This window comes from Alcaligenes faecalis (genome assembly GCF_041521385.1).
Classification (GTDB): Bacteria; Pseudomonadota; Gammaproteobacteria; order Burkholderiales; family Burkholderiaceae_B; genus Alcaligenes; species Alcaligenes faecalis_E.
Genome location: NZ_CP168006.1, coordinates 3,473,590 through 3,492,737 on the forward strand (window position 1 = coordinate 3,473,590; position 19,148 = coordinate 3,492,737).

The 19,148-nt window shown below is 54.1% G+C and carries 17 protein-coding genes and 1 tRNA gene; 10 read left to right on the plus strand and 8 right to left on the minus strand.

Going from position 1 to position 19,148, the window contains the following annotated elements; translation table 11 throughout:
- Positions 1 to 332 precede the first annotated feature (332 nt).
- Both ACDI13_RS14950 and ACDI13_RS14955 read right to left on the minus strand, forming a co-directional pair.
- The gene (locus ACDI13_RS14950; protein WP_094196159.1) at positions 333 to 605 is read right to left on the minus strand and encodes a hypothetical protein; all 273 of its coding nucleotides are present in this window, start codon (positions 603 to 605) and stop codon (positions 333 to 335) included.
- 186 nt (positions 606 to 791) lie between these two features.
- The gene (locus tag ACDI13_RS14955; protein WP_316989951.1) at positions 792 to 2,195 is read right to left on the minus strand and encodes a GntP family permease; all 1,404 of its coding nucleotides are present in this window, start codon (positions 2,193 to 2,195) and stop codon (positions 792 to 794) included.
- A gap of 313 nt (positions 2,196 to 2,508) precedes the next feature.
- On the opposite strand from ACDI13_RS14955, the gene ACDI13_RS14960 reads away from it, so the two are divergent.
- Positions 2,509 to 2,585: transfer RNA gene (locus tag ACDI13_RS14960), tRNA-Met, on the plus strand.
- 166 nt (positions 2,586 to 2,751) lie between these two features.
- Here the strand turns inward: ACDI13_RS14960 and ACDI13_RS14965 are convergent.
- A complete protein-coding gene (locus tag ACDI13_RS14965; RefSeq protein ID WP_316989952.1) occupies positions 2,752 to 3,942 on the minus strand; it encodes an ISL3 family transposase in 1,191 nt (396 codons plus the stop codon).
- Positions 3,943 to 4,218: 276 nt separating this feature from the next.
- Here ACDI13_RS14965 and ACDI13_RS14970 point away from each other — a divergent pair, with 276 nt between their 5' ends.
- Positions 4,219 to 5,151, plus strand: a complete 933-nt coding sequence (locus ACDI13_RS14970) for a hypothetical protein (protein WP_316989953.1) — start codon at positions 4,219 to 4,221, stop codon at positions 5,149 to 5,151.
- A gap of 300 nt (positions 5,152 to 5,451) precedes the next feature.
- Here the strand turns inward: ACDI13_RS14970 and ACDI13_RS14975 are convergent, their stop codons facing one another.
- Together ACDI13_RS14975 and ACDI13_RS14980 are read right to left on the minus strand one after the other, a co-directional pair.
- Complete coding sequence (locus ACDI13_RS14975) at positions 5,452 to 5,745, minus strand: addiction module antidote protein (protein WP_316989954.1); 294 nt, start codon at positions 5,743 to 5,745, stop codon at positions 5,452 to 5,454.
- Positions 5,742 to 6,047, minus strand: coding sequence for a type II toxin-antitoxin system RelE/ParE family toxin (locus ACDI13_RS14980; RefSeq protein ID WP_316989955.1), 306 nt, complete (start codon positions 6,045 to 6,047; stop codon positions 5,742 to 5,744). Before ACDI13_RS14980 ends, ACDI13_RS14975 begins: the two co-directional genes overlap by 4 nt.
- A gap of 519 nt (positions 6,048 to 6,566) precedes the next feature.
- On the opposite strand from ACDI13_RS14980, the gene ACDI13_RS14985 reads away from it, so the two are divergent.
- Together ACDI13_RS14985 and ACDI13_RS14990 are read left to right on the plus strand one after the other, a co-directional pair.
- Complete coding sequence (locus ACDI13_RS14985) at positions 6,567 to 7,943, plus strand: FAD-dependent oxidoreductase (protein ID WP_316989956.1); 1,377 nt, start codon at positions 6,567 to 6,569, stop codon at positions 7,941 to 7,943.
- Positions 7,944 to 8,201: 258 nt separating this feature from the next.
- Positions 8,202 to 8,777 (plus strand): TetR/AcrR family transcriptional regulator, encoded by a 576-nt coding sequence (locus ACDI13_RS14990; RefSeq protein ID WP_316989957.1) that lies wholly within the window; start codon positions 8,202 to 8,204, stop codon positions 8,775 to 8,777.
- Positions 8,778 to 8,841: 64 nt separating this feature from the next.
- On the opposite strand, the gene ACDI13_RS14995 is transcribed toward ACDI13_RS14990, so the two are convergent.
- Complete coding sequence (locus ACDI13_RS14995) at positions 8,842 to 9,546, minus strand: SDR family oxidoreductase (RefSeq protein WP_316989958.1); 705 nt, start codon at positions 9,544 to 9,546, stop codon at positions 8,842 to 8,844.
- Between the two features lie 103 nt (positions 9,547 to 9,649).
- On the opposite strand from ACDI13_RS14995, the gene ACDI13_RS15000 reads away from it, so the two are divergent.
- From ACDI13_RS15000 to ACDI13_RS15025, 6 genes are all read left to right on the plus strand, one after another.
- Complete coding sequence (locus tag ACDI13_RS15000) at positions 9,650 to 10,522, plus strand: LysR substrate-binding domain-containing protein (protein WP_316989959.1); 873 nt, start codon at positions 9,650 to 9,652, stop codon at positions 10,520 to 10,522.
- 178 nt (positions 10,523 to 10,700) lie between these two features.
- Positions 10,701 to 11,045: a zinc ribbon domain-containing protein YjdM gene (locus tag ACDI13_RS15005; RefSeq protein ID WP_316989960.1), complete on the plus strand. Its 345-nt coding sequence runs from the start codon at positions 10,701 to 10,703 to the stop codon at positions 11,043 to 11,045.
- A 197-nt stretch (positions 11,046 to 11,242) separates the two neighbouring features.
- Entirely contained in the window at positions 11,243 to 11,737 is a 495-nt protein-coding gene (locus ACDI13_RS15010; RefSeq protein ID WP_316989961.1) for an RNA polymerase sigma factor, read from the plus strand.
- The gene (locus tag ACDI13_RS15015) at positions 11,734 to 12,678 is read left to right on the plus strand and encodes a FecR domain-containing protein (RefSeq protein WP_316989962.1); all 945 of its coding nucleotides are present in this window, start codon (positions 11,734 to 11,736) and stop codon (positions 12,676 to 12,678) included. The genes ACDI13_RS15010 and ACDI13_RS15015 overlap by 4 nt, the downstream gene beginning before the upstream one ends.
- Before the next feature lie 101 nt (positions 12,679 to 12,779).
- Complete coding sequence (locus tag ACDI13_RS15020; protein WP_316989963.1) at positions 12,780 to 15,497, plus strand: TonB-dependent receptor plug domain-containing protein; 2,718 nt, start codon at positions 12,780 to 12,782, stop codon at positions 15,495 to 15,497.
- A gap of 29 nt (positions 15,498 to 15,526) precedes the next feature.
- Positions 15,527 to 16,627: a cytochrome c peroxidase gene (locus ACDI13_RS15025; protein ID WP_316989964.1), complete on the plus strand. Its 1,101-nt coding sequence runs from the start codon at positions 15,527 to 15,529 to the stop codon at positions 16,625 to 16,627.
- 164 nt (positions 16,628 to 16,791) lie between these two features.
- Here ACDI13_RS15025 and ACDI13_RS15030 read toward each other — a convergent pair whose 3' ends face one another.
- Together ACDI13_RS15030 and dctP are read right to left on the minus strand one after the other, a co-directional pair.
- The gene (locus ACDI13_RS15030) at positions 16,792 to 17,949 is read right to left on the minus strand and encodes an iron-containing alcohol dehydrogenase (protein WP_316989965.1); all 1,158 of its coding nucleotides are present in this window, start codon (positions 17,947 to 17,949) and stop codon (positions 16,792 to 16,794) included.
- An 87-nt stretch (positions 17,950 to 18,036) separates the two neighbouring features.
- Positions 18,037 to 19,137 carry a TRAP transporter substrate-binding protein DctP gene (gene dctP / locus ACDI13_RS15035; RefSeq protein WP_316989966.1) on the minus strand — a complete coding sequence of 367 codons (1,101 nt, stop codon included), beginning with the start codon at positions 19,135 to 19,137 and terminating at the stop codon, positions 18,037 to 18,039.
- Positions 19,138 to 19,148 lie beyond the last annotated feature (11 nt).

The following is a 19,148-nucleotide window of genomic DNA, read 5'->3' on the forward strand; positions in this document are numbered from 1 at the left end:
GTTGTTGTTGTTGTTGTTGTTGTTGTTGTTGTTGTTGTTGTTGTTGTTGTTGTTGTTGTTGTTGTTGTTGTTGTTGTTGTTGTTGTTGTTGTTGTTGAGCTAAATCATTCATGGTGAGTTGCTGATCGCAGGCCGCTTTTCCTCTGATCGTGCTCCAACACTCGAATGGATCACAGCGCCTACGGCAATAGATTTGTGTCTCTATAGAGCTGCGGTGGCCTTTCAGATGGTTTCAGGCCCAGACACGCGTTGGGGCTTGCCTGGGCCAATGTTAATAGAGCGGGGCTTGTGTCTGTCTAGTGATGATGTACTCGTAGACAAATCTGCCTTTATTAGAAGAAGCTGTCCTCGCTGGGAGTTTCAGGAACAGGCTGGGTCGCAAACCAGTGTTTTTCCAGTAGCAACGTGTGGGTTAAACCGTCCTTGCTGCAGTTGGAGTCGATCTCTATCTGGCCGCGTTGGCTGCCACCTGCATTGAAATTGTCAGCTTCGACCTCGGCGGCGGCCATATAGGCCTGCAGGTTCAGATCAGGCTGGCCACGATCCAGAACAAACTGACGAATGGCCTCAGTGCCTAACTCATTAAGGGTGTAGGTGTAGTTCATGGCGTGCTCCTGATGATTGATCTTGATAACTCGGGACCAGATTCCTGAATCCTAGCACGCTGAGGGGGGATGCCGGATGGCAAAGCGTTACGGATTTTCGCGAAGAAAAGATAGGCCCATAAAAAAAGCAGCGAGGCGGAAATCCGCACATCGCTGCTTTATAGAGAGTCTGCTTTTTAAGCTTTCTTAGAAGCTGCCAAAAATCGTCCCCAGTGTGATGACCGCAATCAGCGCAATCAAAGGCGTCACCATGGTCACCATGGCGATATTGCCATAGGACTGGCGGTGATTGAGCTTGCAGATGGACAGCAAGGTAATGATCGCGCCGCAATGGGGGAGCGTATCTAGACCACCCGCTGCCATCACCGCCACACGGTGCAGTAGTTCAGGGCTGATGCCCGCCTGCTGAGCCATCGCCAGATAGTCCGAACCCAGCGTCTGCAAGGCAATGCTCAAACCACCCGAGGACGAACCCGTAATCCCGGCCAGCGTGGTCATGGCGACCGCTTCCGAAATCAGCGGATTGCCGGGGGCCACGTTCAAGACAAAGTCCCGAATAATCGCAAAACCTGCCAGGCTGGCAATGACTGCACCGTAACCAACTTCAGAGGCTGTATTGAACAAAGGCAGCATAAAACCAAACACGCCTTTGTTGATGCTCTCGCGCAGGCTCTTCCAGTGACCCAGGCGACTGATGATCAGTACCAGACTGGCTGTAATCAAGGCGATAATCAGCGCCCACAGACCCGTAATCTTGGCAGGATCAACTTGAGGAAAACGCTCGGCCATGAACGTAAAGTTCGTGCCGGGGAAAATGCGATAGGTAAACAAGGCATTGATGCCAATCACCAGAATCAAAGGCAGGATAGCCAGGAAAATGGGCATGGGTTTCTGGCTGTGCGTGCTGTCCTCGGGGCTGGCATCCAAATGATCCTGCCCGTGATCGCCATAGGTCTCGCCATTGGCAATCGCTTTGCGCGCACGCGATTGCAACCACCACAAGCCACCCAAAGCCATGATCAAAGCACCAATAATCCCCAGGCCAGGGGCCGCAAACACGTTAGTGCCGTAGTAAGGAATAGGAATCGCGTTCTGAATGGCCGGCGTGCCAGGCAGAGCCGTCATGGTGAAGGTGAAGGAACCCAAGGCAATCGAAGCCGGGATCAAACGCTTGGGAATGCCCGCTGCACGAAACAGATCCTTGGCAATCGGGTAGATGGCAAAGGCCACCACAAACAAGGACACCCCCCCATACGTCAGTACGCCGCATACCAGCACAATGGTGGCAATCGCATGGCGATGCCCCAGCTTGTGTGTAATCCATTGCGCAATTGCCTGAGCCGCTCCGGAGTCTGCCATCAATTGGCCAAACAAGGCACCTAACAGGAAGATGGGTAAGAACTGAAGCACATAGCCGCTAAGGGCGCTCATGAAGGTGGAGGTGTAGATGGGCAACAAAAACCCGGAGTCCCCCGAGAGCAGCACAGCCAAGGCGGCCATCAAGGGAGCCAGCAACAGAACCGTCACCCCCCGATAAGCAAAAAACATCAGCAGCAAAAGCGAGACAACAATAGCAAGCGTACTGGCCATAAACAAAGTTCCTGTGGAAAGTCCGGATCACGGACGAGTCATTAAAGAAAGACGGATCTAGCGCCGAGCAGGCAGTGTAGCAACAGAGAATGACAAACAGGATTGATAGCGCGCAAGGGGGGAGAGAAGGGCGGATAGCTGGGTTTCTTACTTTTTGTAGTATATGCTGCGCCTGGGTAAGGGCGCCTGAAAATGGGTAAGCTCAATGAATACAAGGGTTTAGCAATCTCATAAGAGAAAATCATCAAAAAGATGAAAAAAATTCGAGATAAGTGCTTGCCAAAAGACGAAACCTTGCTATAATTTCTTCTTCGGCGCATTAGCTCAGCAGGTTAGAGCGACGGAATCATAATCCGCAGGTCCCCTGTTCGAATCAGGGATGCGCCACCAGAATTATCCTTGTTTATCAAGGTTTTAAAGCCGCCTTCTTAGGCGGCTTTTTTCTTGCCTGTTGTTTGCTGTGACCTAAACGTGACGTGATTGGCGTACTGTGCCAGATGGCCTGCGTCCAGGTGGGCATACTGGCTCTACCCCGTAAATGGGGGATGGTCATTCATCAGACCCGGTTGATTACACCATTCCAACCGCACTGGGCCAAGACCCTCAGGCGGTAGTTTTCAAAGTTTCTAAACCCATACGCACGACGTGAGAGCATTTCCATTTTCGTATGGAAGCCCTCGGTGATGCCGTTGGACTTGGTAAAGCGCCACATTCGTACGATGGACTCAAGCCACGATTTTAACGTGGCAGCCAGTGCCCTGGCCGGACTTTGCTCGAACGGCCGTATCAGCGCCAGGAATTTGGGCAGTATTTGCCTGGCCCGTTTGGCCTTCAGATGCTTCATCACCAGGAATCCGTTCAATTTTTGCTTGGCGAAGTACAGGGCTTGTAGCCCTGGCGACTGCGCCAGGTACTGGTGCGGCCTCTCTTTCTGCAAGGCCGTCAGCTTCCAGTGATGACGGCGCATCAGGCTGATCAGACCACGGTTCTTGCGTCCCTCGGGATCGATCTGCTTCCAGTACGCCATGAGGTGTTGGTTGACCAATCGAACCACATGGAAGCGGTCAGCCACGATCAGGGCGTTGGGGAAGTACTGCTGGGCCATTCTGCGATACGTCTCGGATAGATCCATCACAATCACCCGCACTTTCTCCTTGCCCGGCAAACGCTTCAGATAGCTGCGCAGGCTGGCTTCTGAGCGCCCCAACACTACATCGAACACTTTGTGGTTCTTCAAGTCCACCAGCGTCGTGGCATAGCCGCGTTTGCGGCTGAAAAAGTGTTCATCAATGCCCAGTACTTGGGGACAACTGCGGCTCGACAGCTCTGACACCCGTTGCTTGACGAAGGATTGATACCAACGTTCGACGGTGGTGCTGCCAATCCGATGGGTGTGGGTCAGCTTGCGTTGGCTGACGCCACCGCCATGCGCCTCGAAGACCTCCAGGCGGTAGGTCTCGGTCGAGCGTAGGCGCGGTCGGATGCCAGCAAACGGATGGCGAAAGTAACGGTTGTAGTCGGTACAGTGATACTTGGGCACACTCAGGTGCAGCACCAACAGTTGATTACCCTGACGGGTGTGCTTGAGGGTGCGCTGATACGTGGCTTTTATGCGCACTGAGGGCGTGGCACAACGCGGGCATGACGCTCGCTCTGCGGGCTTGGCCCAAACGTGAATATCACGCTGGCGCTCGACTTGTTGCACCACAAGACCGGGGATACCTACGATAGAATCCAGGGGGGACATCGGCATTGCTTCCATTAAACGTGTTCTTCACAAAAACAAGTCTAATGAATGTCGGTCGTCCCCCGTTTACGATGGTAGAGCCTGTGTTAAAAGCGGCACTCGCTGAAGAATATTCTTACAATAGTGGCTATCGCACAAAAATCGTCATTCCTGCATCGACTTTTTGAAACTCAAAAAGTCTTGGTATCAAGATTTTTTGCTTTAACTGAAGTTTTTCGTGCAATTGCTTAGTCATATTTGTCGTCTAAGTTCAACTAGCTGATCGGGAGAGGTTTAGTGTCTGTAATTCAGTTTTTTACGTCTGGTGGTATGGCGAGCACAGGCGGTGATCTATCAGAAAAAGACCAGCAGGTAGCTAACAAAATTGTGAAAGTTTTTGGCGAGCAGGTGAGGCAATATGCATTAGCCATGCAGATGCCAGCGTCCGTGCTTTCGGTGCAGCGGTGCACATTCCTGTTCGTCGCGAAAGACACGCAGAGCTATCACTTCGTTTTTGTTGACGCTCCGGGTGGTAACCAGATCAATTACCGCAATCTCTCGGAGCACGGTCGCATTGAACTGCAGAGCCTTGTGCACTCGGCCCGAATTGAGGTTGGTGAGGTTGTCTGGGCCTTCTCAATTAGTACAAATCTGGCTCAGCCAGACATGGAAGCATACCTGCAGAGGATCGCGAACGAGTACGTAAACAGCACACTCCAAGCACAGTTGAAGGCTCGCCCCAAGATTTCTGATGAAGCTCTGGCCCTGCCGGAAATAGCGAGCGGGCTTGAGAAGTTCAGGGTGGACTATCCCTTGGGAACCAAGACCGCGTTCATCATCATGCAATTTGGCGCAACGAAACCCCATGCGGCGGTAGTCGAGTGTATAAAGAGTTCGCTTAATGCTCGCGGGATCGTCGCACTGCGTGCTGACGACAAGGAGTACATGGACGACCTATTCGCGAACATCAAGACGTATATGCATGCCTGCGATTTTGGTGTTGCCGTGTTTGATCGCATCACGGAAGACGACTTCAACCCCAATGTGTCGTTAGAGGTAGGCTATATGATGGGCATGGGCAAAGACGTTCTGCTGCTCAAGGATCGTACGTTGCGCAATCTGCATACGGACTTGGCCGGTAGGCTCTATAAGCAGTTTGACACAATGAATATTGATGGAACCATGCCGCAGCAGATCGAAAAATGGTTGGCTGACAAAGGTCGCAGTTGATCAGCTAACAATTCATCCAAGCCAATGCCGCTTCGCATCGCGGCTTAACACACGAGATAATGATTGGGGGCTATCTGTTCTGGGTCGAATGCGAGCGGCCTGCTTTCTGTGCAGGGTCAAATCACTAGCGGGTTGAGCTGTCGAGCCGTATCCAAGTGAGCAGGCGCAAGGGGCGCGTGCCGTAGTAGGTGGTCTATAAACCCAGATGATCCAGAGCGCGTTGCAACGTGGGAATGGCGCCGTCGTTGGGCATGAAAAGCGGGCAAGGGTGCGCTGCTGGTTAGCTTCGACAATTACTTCTCAAGCATGAATAGGCTCTACCGTTAATTTCACCCCAGCAGCCCGCGCTAGCTTCAGGACAGTGTCATATCGTGGCTTGGCGCCCGGAGCAAGAGCCTTGTACAGGCTTTCTCGGCCTACACCGGCGTCTTTAGCCATTTTTGTCATGCCTCGGGCTTTGACCACATCTGCAAGCGCAGAGAGGAACAAGGCTGGATCGTTTTCTTCCAAAGCGGCGGAGAGGTATTCGGCGATAGCCTCTTCGCTATCAAGATATTCGGCGGCGTCGAAGGGGGGTGTTTTGAGGGTGGTCATGACTGATCCTCCTGAGTTTGTTTCCACATGGCGATTGCAGTTTTGATGTCTTGTTTTTGGGAGGACTTGTCGCCACCGCAAAGCAGCAGATAGACCACATGGCCCTCACGAGCATAGTAGAGACGGTAGCCAGGACCGAAGTGGATGCGCATTTCATACACACCATCACTAATTGGCTTTACGTCTCCGAAATTGCCCAGGCTGGCTTGTTTGATGCGAACCACGATCTTCGCTCTGGCTCGGAGATCTTTCAAGCCTGACAGCCAGGTACTGAAGGTTTCGCTGCGGTTGATCGTGTTCATGGAATTGATTGTATCCTTTCGGATACTTTTGTGCAATGCAAAGTGTGTAGATTGGACGTTCACTCACCTCATTAATTTGCGCGCTAACTATAAGCGGCATGTGTGGTGTTGCCGCAAGGGGAGCGAGAGTCAAGAACACTCAACAAACGGTCTTGCCTGACTGAGGCGGCGTCTGCCAGCAACCCCCAATATCCTGGCAGACAGCGTTTTTTTATCTGGGGTTCACCAGATCGTGGAGCGATGGCCTATATACAGAATTGCGTGAGTTCATGTCGTAGCACGGCGTTGTCATGTTGTGCCTGGGTTGCGCCACCATGTTGCTAAAGGTTCTACTGGCTCTACCCCGTAAACGAGGGGCGGTCATTCATCAGACCTGGTTGTTCACACGATTCCCTCCTCACTGGGCCTTGTTAAATCTATCCGATTACAGAGCTTTACTCTATAACTTACCAAAGGTAATATACCAAAGGTAAGTTAATGACTAATGAGCAGTGCTTGTTAGAAAGACTAGGAGTAGGCATGCAAAGTTTTGATCTGGCTGTGATTGGCGCTGGTGCCGGTGGGTTGAATTCGGCACTGACTGCCGTTTCTGCGGGGAAACGGGTGGTTCTCATCGAGAGACACAAACCTGGTGGAGAGTGCACATGGGCTGGGTGCATCCCAAGTAAAGCGTTCATCCAGATAGCCAAGGATGTCAACGTAGCGCAAAAGTATGCTGCAATTGCCATTGATGGCGCTGCGATCATGCGCAAAGTCAGGGCATTGATTGAAGAGGCCCACCAAGCAGAAGCGGTACCCACGTTGCAAGATGCGGGTATTGAGTACCGACATGGCACTGCCCGTTTGATTGATAACACGACGCTTGAGGTTGATGGCCAGGCTATCCAGGCAGACCGGATAGTGATTGCGACCGGCTCGTCGCCCATCGTGCCGGGTATTCCTGGCCTGCAGAGCGTTCCCTATTTGACCAACGAAACTATCTTCCAGCTCGAATCCCTGCCGGAGAGTCTGATCGTCTTGGGCGCTGGCGCCATTGGCGTCGAGTTGTCGCAGGCATTCCAACGGTTGGGGGTCAAGGTCAAGCTTGTAGATCAGGCGGAAACAGTTTTGCCTCGTGAGGAGCCAGAGTTTGTTGGTGCAGTTCAAGACATGTTATCGAAAGAAGGTGTGGGGATCTATGTTGGCCGCACAGTCAAGTCGGTTCGGCAGGAGGGCGCTGATATTGTTTTGTCCTTCGCCGCCGGAGACAGCATTGAAGAAATTCGAGGCCATAGTCTTTTACTGGCATTGGGACGAAAACCTAATACCGATACCATCAATCTCTCCGATGTGGGTGTCGAGTATGACGCAAAGGGAATCAAGGTGGATGACTTCTGTGAAACAACTACACCAGGTATCTATGCGGTTGGTGATGTGGTTGGCCCCTATCTGTTCTCGCACACCGGTGGTTATCAGGCAAGAGAGCTTGTACGTAATCTGTATAGCTCAGACTCGCCGAAGCCGATCAGCCTGGACGGGGTGGCCTGGTGCACGTTTACGGAGCCTGAACTGGCGCATTGCGGTCTATCGGAAGAGGAGGCCCGAGGCGTTTACGGTGATGAAATAACCGTATTCACGGGCAAATACTCTGACCTGGACCGCGCCGTCGTTGATCAGAAAACCGTCGGTATGGGAAAGGTTGTGTGCGATAAGCATGGCCACATTCTCGGGGCCAGTATCCTGGGTGAACGAGCTTGTGAATTACTCGGTGAACTCCAAGTCATGAAGCAGCATGGCATTCCGCTACAGGGATTGCAAAGTGCCATACATCCTTACCCAGGATATAGCGAACTTCTTTTGTACCTTAGCTTCGATGCGTATGCCCACTTTGGTGCGAGTAGTGACGAAAACAATTAACCCTGTAATATCAGGGACCGCGCTACGGATGAACATAATGAGCACAGTTTCTTCGCTTCTTTTTCTTCGTAGGCGGTCTGGTTACAGTACGCATTGTTATTCTGCTTGCTCAGAAAGCCTTGTTTATCGAACCTTAAGACGATTCAAAACGGAACTGAATAAAATCGGTGAAATGATGCTCTCGGCAATAGCAGTGTTTATTTTTGTGGATCAGATGTTTGTTGTATTTCCCAGCCCTGCAAAAGGGAGGGCAAAGTGATGGCCAAACGTTTATCCAAGCAGGAAAGACGGGAGCAGTTGCTCTCCGTTGCCGATAGTATCGTCAGGGCCAACGGGACGGAGGCCCTGACTCTCATCACTCTTGCCGATAAGGCTGGTGTGACAAAAGCTCTTACGTATGACCACTTCTCCACTCGGGAAGGCCTGCTGCTTCAGCTTTATCAACGCTACGACGAGCGGGTCATTGCAGCGACTCAGGCAGCCATTTCCTCCGGTGCTAAAACCATGGAGAGTGCGGCTGAGGCAGTGGTTGTCTCATACATCGAGTGCACCTGCAACGGCGGCAATCAATATGAAGCGATTGTTTCTGCCCTGTTGGCCTATCCTGATTATCAGGATATACGACTACGTATCAGAGATTTTTTTGCGGATGCATACGAGGAAATCTTTCGCTGTTTCATGACGAAAACAGGAGCAGACCTCAGGCTGAGGTTTATTGCCATTTTCGGGGCAATCGAAGAAATTGCCAGGTCAGTATCCATCGGGGAATACCGTGTTGAAGAGGCCATTGCTGCACTGAAGTCTATTATTGTGGCGATTTTGAAGGAACACTAGCGTTCATGCTTCATATAGACGATTCTCCAGTATGAATACAGCAGCCTGATCAGCTTTTTCGCGCTCACACCGACCGGGTCAGCCCACCATCCACTTTGATGTTTTGGCCCGTAATGTAGCCAGCGCCATCCGACAACAAAAATGCTATCGTCGCGGCAATTTCCTCGGCTTTGCCATAACGCCCCATAGGCACGCTTGCGCGCCGTTCTTCGGTGGCGGGCAGGCTATCAATCCAGCCAGGCAGCACATTGTTCATGCGTACATTCTTGGCGGCATAGCTGTCCGCAAAAATCTTGGTGAAGCTGGCCAGTCCGGCGCGAAATACCGCCGACGTGGGGAACATCTCCGCAGGCTCAAACGCCCAGGCTGTGGAAATATTCACAATTGCCCCGCCACCTTGTGCCGCCATGATGGGCGCCACCAGTCGTGCTGGACGCACGGCATTCAGAAAGTAGACGTCCATGCCTTTGTGCCAGTCTTCGTCACTGATCTCCAGAACCGGGCCACGCGGGCCATGTCCGGCAGAGCTGACCAGGGCGTCGATACGTCCCCAGCGTTGCATGGTCAGGTCAACCAGCCGCTGCAAGTCCTCCTTGGATTGATTCGATCCGGTCAGACCGATGCCGCCCAACTCCTTGGCCAAAGCCTCGCCCTTGCCGGAGGAGGACAGGATGGCGACGTGATAGCCCTCTTGGGTCAGTTTGCGGGCCGCTGCGGCACCCATACCCGAGCCGCCTGCGCTAATCAGTGCTACTTTTTCTACAGTCATGAAAGCCTCCTTGTATTGAGATTGATACTATTATTTCAGTCTGCATTAGAAAAATCATGCGATAAATAAGCCTTCAAGGGTGTAGAAAAATTACTGTCAAAAAATGATGAAATCTCGCCGTTCCTTGCCCCCGCTCAATGCCTTGCGTGCCTTTGAAGTGTCTGGCCGTCGTTTGAGTTTCCGTGCCGCCGCGGATGAGCTGGGGGTAACTCAAGGCGCTGTTGCCCAGCAAGTCCGGGCCTTGGAAGTGCATTTGGGCCTTGCGCTGTTTCAACGTCATCCGCGTGGGCTGCAACTGACTTTGGCGGGCGTAACCTATCTGGCCGAAGTGACTCGTGCTTTTGATACTTTGGCTGATGCAACCGGGCGTTTGCTGGCGCGCCCGGATACGGTCACGATCAGTGTCACACCCACGGTGGCGGCCAAATTGCTGATTCCCCGCCTGGGGGATTTGCAGGCGGCCTTGCCCGATGTGGAGTTGCGTACCGTGGCAACGGAGGCTTTGTCGGATTTTGAGCGGGATCAGGTTGATATTGCCGTGCGCCTGACTCGCCCGCCATTTTCTGCGGATCTGGAGGCCCAACTGCTGTTTCGTCAGGATCTGGTGGCCGTGGCCAGCCCTCGTTTGGTAGGAAACATGACGCTTCCTTTATCGATTGAACAGTTGCGCGTGTTGCCCTTATTGCATGATGCCCACGATCATTGGGCTACCTTCTTGAAAACCAGCAGCAAGTTGCCGGGCGTGGTATTCAACCAGACAACGCTGGCACTGGACGCCGCCATAGCGGGTCAGGGTGTGGCTTTGGCATGCAAGGCTTTTGCTGCAACGGATCTGGCTACCGGGCGCTTGGTACAGGTGGCGCAGGCAGGGATCCTGGGGCCGGATTTTTATTTGGTGCGTAGGCGTTCAGCCCCGATCAGACAGTCGGCCCAGGCGGTATGGGAATGGTGCTTGAACAGATTGTTGCCTTGTTAGTGTGATGCTCAACAGGTTTGCGTTGGTGCAGAAAACCGTTTCGCAATACGCAGGCAGGTGCCTGTGAAACGTGTGGCCTGGTTGTATGGGCGACCCGTGTTTTTGGCCTTCCCGGTGCAAAGGGCTAAACTGGCCGCACTTCTGGTGCAGCCGCACCCAGCTTTTTACAGGAAAAAATATGAGCACACCGCTTCCCTGTCCTCAGTGCACCTTGGAAAATACCTACCATGACACGGAGCAATGGGTATGTGCCGATTGTGGCTATGAATGGCAAGACGCGGATCCGGCTGCCGAATCAGACACCGATGACGATGAACTGCTCGTCAAAGACAGTAACGGCAATGTGCTGGCCGCTGGCGACGATGTGATTCTGATCCGGGATTTGAAGGTAAAAGGTTCCAACACCTTGAAAAAGGGGGCCAAGGCCAAAGGTATCCGCCTGGTTCGTGGTGATCACGAGGTCGATTGCAAGATTGATGGCGTCAGCTACTTGTTGAAGGCCATGTATTTGAAGAAAGCCTAAGCACTCAAACTTGGGTTTTTTGCAGGCGCAGTGTATAGACACGCTGCGCTTTTTTATGCCTGCAGACAGGGGAAGGCATCCAGGCGACGGCAACCATCAGCCAGCGTATTGATGGCAGATAGTAGCAAATAAGGCGCTGGGCGTGTATATAATAATGAGAATGATTATTAATTATATGCTTATCTGATTGTCTTTCTATGTCCAAGCTGACGGCGGCGTTCCTGACCCATTACCCGGATTTGATCCGCTATCTGCGCAGGCGTACGCATTGTTCTGAACTGGCGCAAGACTGCGCGCATGACACGTGGCTGCGTTTGTTGGAGAAGGGTAAGCAGGTCACAGCGGACAACCACAGAGCCTATGTGTTCAAAGTTGCCGCCAATATCGCGGCGGATTGGTATCGGCGTCAAACACGCGAGCAGGCTGCGTTCGATGGCTATGCCTTGAGTGTCGCCCATCACCATGCGCCGGATACGTACGAAGAAGTGCAGGCCAAGGAAACCTTGAAACGTCTGGAGCAGGCCCTGATGGCTCAGTCCCAGCGCAGCGTGCGTATTTTTATGATGCATCGCTGTGAAGAGATGAGCTACGCGCAGATTGCCCAGAAGCTGTCGGTGTCCGAGAGCACGATTGAAAAACACATGATGCGTATTTTGTTGGTGGCGCATCAGGTCTTTAATTCCGCAGGATGAATACACAGCCAGATTCGGCCTGGAGCCGTGTAGACGAAGATGCCGCCCGCTGGGTGGTGCGCAAAGAAGGTGCCAAGCTGGAGCCGGACACCCTGGCTCAGTTCGATGCCTGGTATGGGGCTGATCCTTTACATGCTCAAACCTACGATGCTTTGGTGGCCAGTTGGCGGCGACTGGATCAGGTGTCGGTGCTGCCCATCGCCCGTAAAAAGCGAAAATCCCGTGTCAAGGCGCTGGCCAGTGCCTGTGTTTTGATGGGCGCATCTTTTTACGGCTGGCAGATGTTTGAGCTGCAAGGCTCGATCCGCAGCGGGGTGGAGATCACCCAGTTAAGCCTGCCGGATGGTTCGGTGGCGATTCTGGACGCACAGACGCGTGTGCGTCTGAATTTTGAAAATGGCCAACGACAAGTCAGCGTGGAGTCGGGGCGCGTCTTCTTTCAGGTGGTGCCTGCTTCGCCCCAGACAGGTCCGTTCACCGTGCAGGCCGGTCCGGCACAGGCGACGGCTTTGGGAACACGCTACGAGGTCAGTCTTAACGATCAGATCAGCGCCGTGGCGGTATACGAACATACCGTGCAGGTGCAGTGCCAGTCTTGCGATACCTCACAGCCTGTAATCTTGCAGCCGGGGGACAGCGCCACGGTAGCGGGCGGGCAACTGCAGGCGCAGTTCACTCAGTCTACGGCTTCCACACAAGCGGAAGCGGCCCCAGCCTGGACCAACGGCTTGTTGAGCTTTGATGATGTCAGCTTGCGGGAAGTGGTCCGTCAGTTGGGGGAATACACACATCGAGTGATCTGGATTGGCAGCGAGCAGGTGGGCTCAACGCGAGTGTCCGGTGTGGTGCAAGCGACTCGTCCAGCCGCCGCCCTGAACTTGCTGACCGCGGGCCAAGGCTTGCAAATCAAGGAGTTACCGGGGCTTATAGTTATTTACTAATGATAATTATTATCAATAAAAAAATACGATGGCAATCAGGGGTGAGGGAGGAGGAGTAGCACAGCGTCCTGAGGGTAGTTGTTTATAGAGGATGCTCCATCATGAAGTGCGCTTTACAGGACACGCTGGCTCTTTTTGCCTTGCGCAGGCAAGTTCGTTCCGGCGTGGCAACCGACTCTTTTTTTTCTCCCCAGCATTCGCGCCTGACGCAAGGGCGGCTGGCTGTTGTGTTGGCCAGTATGTTGCTGGTGACCTCCCCCATTCAGGCCCACGCTGCCGGGCCGATCATGCTGGATATGGCGTCTCAGCCTTTGGCCGATGCACTCTTGCAGATAGGTCGCCAGGCTCAGGTGGAGATTGCGTTTTCACCGGCTCAAGTGCGGGAAAAACAGGCTGTGGCCTTACAGGGCGAATTGACAGTTGAGCAGGCTTTGGACACCTTGCTGGTCCCTTGGGGGCTGGCGGCGCGAGCCCAGGGCGATCAGCGTTATGCGATTGTGACCGCCCCTGTTGCCAAAGGCTTGTCCGTGCTGGAGCCTGTCCGCGTCCACGGTCAGCGTGTTGGGGAGCGTCGCTATTCCCGCGAGGAACTGGATCAACGTGCGGCGGGTAATCGTGATTTGTCCAGCCTTCTGGCAGACAACCCGGCCATTCGTCAGAACGAAGCCGACAAAACCAGTGCGAATCGTGGCTCTTTGGCATTGGAAGACATCAGCTTTTATGGAGCCAGCCCCTTCCAGAATCAGTTCCAGATTGATGGCATCAGTTCCACCAATCAGATTGATCCGGCCAGCCGTAATTTGAACCTGCAAGTTGGCAACGTGCCCGCCTACTCCCAGGCTTACAACCTGGATACTCACATGCTGGAAAGTGTGACGGTGCTCGATAGCAGCATTCCCGTGGAGTATGGCCGTTTTACCGGGGGCGTGGTCGATGCCAAGGTGCGAGATCCCAAGGGTGATAACAGCTTCCGTGCGGACTTCAGCTACAACTCCTCCGGGCTGACCTCGCAGACTGTGCCTGAGAAGCAGAAGGACAAGTTTGAGGCGGGTGAACCGGGTTTTACGCCCGCCTGGACCAAGCGTTTTTCGTCCGCCATGCTGGATGTGGGTATTACCGACAATACTGCGGCCTTGATCAATGTATCCCGGCGTGAATCCAGCATTGATCGCACCATGAGCGTGCTGCACAACAAGGAGTTCATGGATATGAAGACGAACTCCAAAGACCGCGTCGATAATGTGTTCGCCAAAGTCCATACCCGTTGGAATGCCAGCACGGATTCTGCCTTGATTTTCAAGTACGCGGATCGACGCGAGGACCTGGTGGATTCCGGCATCCTGACCAATCGGGTGCAGTGGCAGCATCAACAAAAAGCCTATGGTCTGGGCTTTGACCTGAACCATGATTTTGGCTGGGGGCAGGGGCGCTTGCAACTGGGTTACGACCAGATGAACAGCTACCGTAATTCCGACGGCACGGAATATATGGTCAATATGGTGTTTCAGCCGAATGGCCGCCCTGACTACACCTATATCAGCGGTGGTTTCGGGCAGGAGTCGACCGAGCAACGTAATCTGACCTTGAAGTCCCGACTGGAGTTCAAACCGTTTCAGACCGGGGCCATTGAACATACGCCTTATGTGGGTTTTGAGCTGGCCCATACCAAGGGAGAGTTTGTCCGCGATCAGGACGCCTACGGTGGTCAAAAGCGCCATTACAGCGATGGGCAGCCCAACAAGGTGCAGGTCTTGAATTTCTACCGTGCTGGAGAGGTGGGGGTCAGCTACACCAATGCGTCTGTTTACGTGTCGGATCGCCTGTCCTGGCAACGCCTGGCCCTGACAACGGGCTTGCGCATGGATAGAGATAACTACTTTGGCAATACCAACCTGGCCCCCCGTACCTTGCTGGAATGGGATGTGCTGGGAACGGGTGAAACCCGTCTGTCAGGTGGCTGGTCGCGTTATTACGGCATGGATGTTCTAGGAATCGCCATGCGTGAGCGCAAGAGTCAGCTACACACTTTGTTGGTGACAGGAGGCAAACCGGTCGACCGCCCCTCGCACACGGCCTACAAGCTGGATGGACTGAAAACCCCGTATGACGACGAGTGGGCCTTGCGTTTGCAGCAGCAGCTATCGAGCAAGGTGGCCGCCGAGCTGGCCTATGTACGCCGCTATGGCCGTCAACAGGTCTCTCTCGAAGGGCAGGCCAAGACAGGCTACACCTACACGAACAACGGCAAGTCCAAAACAGATGCTTTTACCTTGAGCCTGATGAGCACGGCCCCTTGGACCTTGGGTGAGAGCCTGTGGACAGCGCGGATGGATGTGACCTATCAGCACAGCAAGCGCAATACCAAGTTGGCTGACGGCTACGACGGCGAGGCCGAGGCACAGGAGGAGAACATCTATTACAACGGCGACCGGATACGCCGGGGTGATCGTCCCGTGGGGGACTACAACCAGCCTTGGCGAGTCAGTGCCGGTGTGACTGGCAGGTGGGCGCGTTATGGCTTGCAGATGAGTAACCGGATCAACTGGAACAGTGCGCGCATGGATGTGCACTATGTGGGTCTGAATCACGGTGATGGACTGGAGAAGTACGAGTCTGGTCGGGTCGGTTCTTACTGGACCTGGGATATGCGTCTGGACTGGGAGCCGGCCATGTTCAAGGGGTTGGGTCTGGGGCTGGATGTGCTGAATGTGCTGGACAAGCAAGCGCCCATCGTGGTCTCGACACCGACTTCGGTGCTGAACCCGAACCTTTATCGCACAGGACGAGAGCTGTGGTTGCGTGCTTCCTATCGGTATTAAAAAGGGGGCGAGCAGGCGCAAGTTTGCTGATGGTGGCACTGGCAACCGTGCTGCCAGGAGCAACTTGCGCGGCGGAGACAACAGATCCATCTTGTCGAGTTACGGACAGGCTGGAGGCCCAGTGTCTACGCAGCCTCTATAAAAACATCCCCGCTCAATGGCCTGCGCCCACCATTGATCCGGGGCAGCCCTGGCAAGAATGGGGGCCAGTGCCTGGGCCGGGTTCCAGCGCCCAGCCTGAGGCGGCAGAGGATGCCAGGAACACGCAGATCGTCTCCTTGGGGGCCCGGCTGTTTTTTGACAAGCAACTGTCCCGCAAAAAACAGATCTCTTGTGCGTCCTGTCATCAGCCGGACAAGTCCTTTACCGATGGCAAGGCCTCCGCCGTCGGGGAGGATGGTTTGATGGGAAAACGTCGTACTCCGCCCTTGTTTGCTGCGCCTTTTGCCAAAGCTCTGTTCTGGGATGGCCGTGCCAACACCTTGCAGGAGCAAGTCGTCGGCCCTATTGAAAACCCGGTAGAAATGAACCATGCCTTGAGTGATTTGATGCCGCGTTTGCAGGATTCAGAAGACTATAGACAGGCTTTTCAACACGCTTTTGGTGCATCTGCCTCTAACCCCATCGACGCCAGGCGACTGGCCCGAGCCTTGGCTGCCTATGTGGTCACTATCCGTCCGGCTGTCACACGTTTTGATGACTTTATCGCCGGGGATACGGCCGCTTTGAGTGACCAGGAGCTGATCGGCCTGCACCTGTTTCGTACCAAGGCGCGTTGCATGAACTGTCATCACGGTTCCATGTTGACGGACAATGGTTTTCACAATATAGGCCTGTCTTTTTATGGGCGTCGTTTGCAGGACTTGGGGCGGTTCGAGTGGACCCGAGATCCTGTTGATCTGGGCTTGTTTCGCACTCCCAGCCTGCGCAATGTTTCCAAGGCTGGCCCCTGGATGCACAATGGTTTATTCCCCAGCTTGGATGGCTTGCTGCGTATGTATGATGTGGCGATGGGGCCGGGTCCTAAAGAAACCGGCCCTTTGGTGCCGCGCAAATCGGAACGGATCCGGGAGCTGAACTTGAGTGAGGAGGAAATCCAGGCTTTACGTGCTTTTCTGGAGGTCTTGTAGTGATCAAAACAGGCCAACCCTGATTGGCGGGCGCAAAAAAAACGATCGTGTTTATCACGATTCAGACGGCTGATGGACCCCACGTTTTTTGATTTGGGGTTTATTTTTTATTTTCGTTGCGACCAGCAGGAGTGGGTCAAGACACGACTGTTCTTGAAGGCCGCTTAGGTCCAGAGTTGAGCATACAGGGCCTCAATCTCTTCTTGAGACGCAAGCCGGGGATTATTGCTGGGTGATCCTGAAGCCAGGGCCTGTTGAGCCATGGTTGGGCACAGAGAGTCAAAGTGTGATTGCTCAATACCGAGGGCACGTAGGCTGGGAACCTGCAAATTCTGGTTAAGCTGCTGCAAGGTGCTCAGTAGTTTTTGATTGGCCAGGGTGTCGTTATCCTCAGGCGCAGCGAACCCTAAGGCTCGGGCACATTGGGCATAGCGTTCAGGGGCGGCCGGGATGGAGAAGGCCGTGACCGTTGGGAGCAGGATGGCATTGGACAGACCATGCGGAACATGAAAGAAGGCGCCGATGGGGCGGCTCATACCATGCACCAGGGCCACTGAAGCGGCAGAAAAGGCAGCCCCTGCCAGGCTCGCTCCTAGCATCATGGCTTCACGGGCGGGACGGTTTTGACCGTCCTGGTAGACTCGCTCCAGGTTGGGACCGATCAGGTTCATTGCCGCCAAGGCCTGGCTGTCACTGTAGGCATTGGCCTTGCGGCTGACATACGCTTCGATAGCGTGTGTCATGGCATCAATACCCGTGTCGGCAGTCGTGCGTGGCGGGACGGTCAGAGTCAACTCATAGTCGATCAGTGCTGCATCCGGTACAAAGGCTGGGCCTGTGCAGAGCAGCTTTTCGTCGTTTTGTTCGTCGGTGATGATGGTGAAACGGGTGAATTCAGAGCCGGTGCCGGCCGTAGTGGGGATGGCAATCAGAGCCAGCCCTTTGCGGGTGACCAGAGCCGGAACGGCGTAGTCTCTGATCGTGCCGCCATGACGGCTCAGAACGGAGATGGCTTTGGCGCTATCAATCGGGCTGCCACCGCCCAAGGCAATCAAGACATCGTAGGTATCGCTGCTGGCTTGAACAACACCGGCCTGAATCGAGGCGGCGGTGGGTTCGGGGACGGTCTCGGAAAAGATATCGCAGTGTATGCGGTGCTGGGCCAGCAAAGTCTGGACCCGCTGTGGATGGCCCAGCGAGACCATGGTGGGGTCGGTAATGAGAAGCGATTTCTGGCAGTGCATCGAGCGCAGCAAATCGGGTAGTTGCCCTAGCACGCCACCACCAATCAGTAAGCTGCCGGGTAAAGAGATCAAACTCATGACGGTCTCATGGTTGCAGGGTTTGGCGAGTTAAAAAACGATAGTGGCGAACCACTATCGTTTTTTGACCAGTGAATGAGCAGGCGCTTACTTCATGCAGGCCTTGATTTTTTCCAGGTCAGGGCCATCAATCGGGCGTCCCAGATTAAAGGGCATGGAGGTTTCGCGCCAGTCTTTGTAGTCTTGCAGATATTCAATCTGGCTGGCATAGACTTTGGCGGCATCGGGGTTGCTGCAGGCCACGGAAATCATGACCTCGTTGGTCACTTGCTGAATGGTTTTCAGGCTGTCATCGTCCATGCGGTGGATCTGAACGCCCGCTTTTTGGAAGGTACGCAAACCTTCGGTGGCTCGTTTTTCGGTAAAGGCAATGGACCACATCATGGTCGCGTCGGCGGCAATCTTCAGTTTTTCCTTGGTGGTGTCGCTCAAGGCATCCCAAGCTGCTTTATTGATCATGACGCCAAAGACAGAGGCAGATTGATGCCAACCGGGTGTGGACCAGTGCTTGGTGACTTGATGCAGGCCCGCCGAGACATCCACGTTGGGAGTCGAGAACTCGGCCCCATCAATGACGCCGCGCTCCAGGGATTGATACAGTTCCTGGCCAGCCATCGATACCTGGGTGCCACCGATTTTCTCCAGCACCTGACCTTGCTCCAGGCCGGACAGGCGCAGGCGCTTGCCTTTCAGCTCTTCCAGGTTACGAATGGGGGCGTTGGTGCGAAAGCCTGATTCATTATTGGTAATGGCATAGGGCAGATAAACCATGCCGTATTTACCGTAAATCTCGTTATAGAGCTCGGCACCGCCCCATTCTTTGATCCAGTTGGCATAGTCAATGGCATTGAACAAGCTCGAGTGCGTGGCTAGCGGAGAGAAAGCCGGGTTACGGCCGGCCCAATAGCCAGGCCAGTCGGCACCGGCCTGAATGGTGCCGGACTCTACCGCGCTAAAGACTTCACCGGTTGGGACAAGAGAGCCGCCTTCAAAGAATTCAATTTTCAGCTCGTCGCCGACCAGCTTATTGGCAAGTTCGACCCACTTTTTGTCCATCTCCACTAATTCGATGGAGGCGGGCCAGGTACTGGTCATTGTCCATTTTTGAGAGGCTGCCTGGCTCAGGCCTGTCATGCTGAGCAGAGCGGCTGTGGTCAGTGCGGTGAGTATCTTTTTTGTTGGCTTCATGGTGTCTCCTA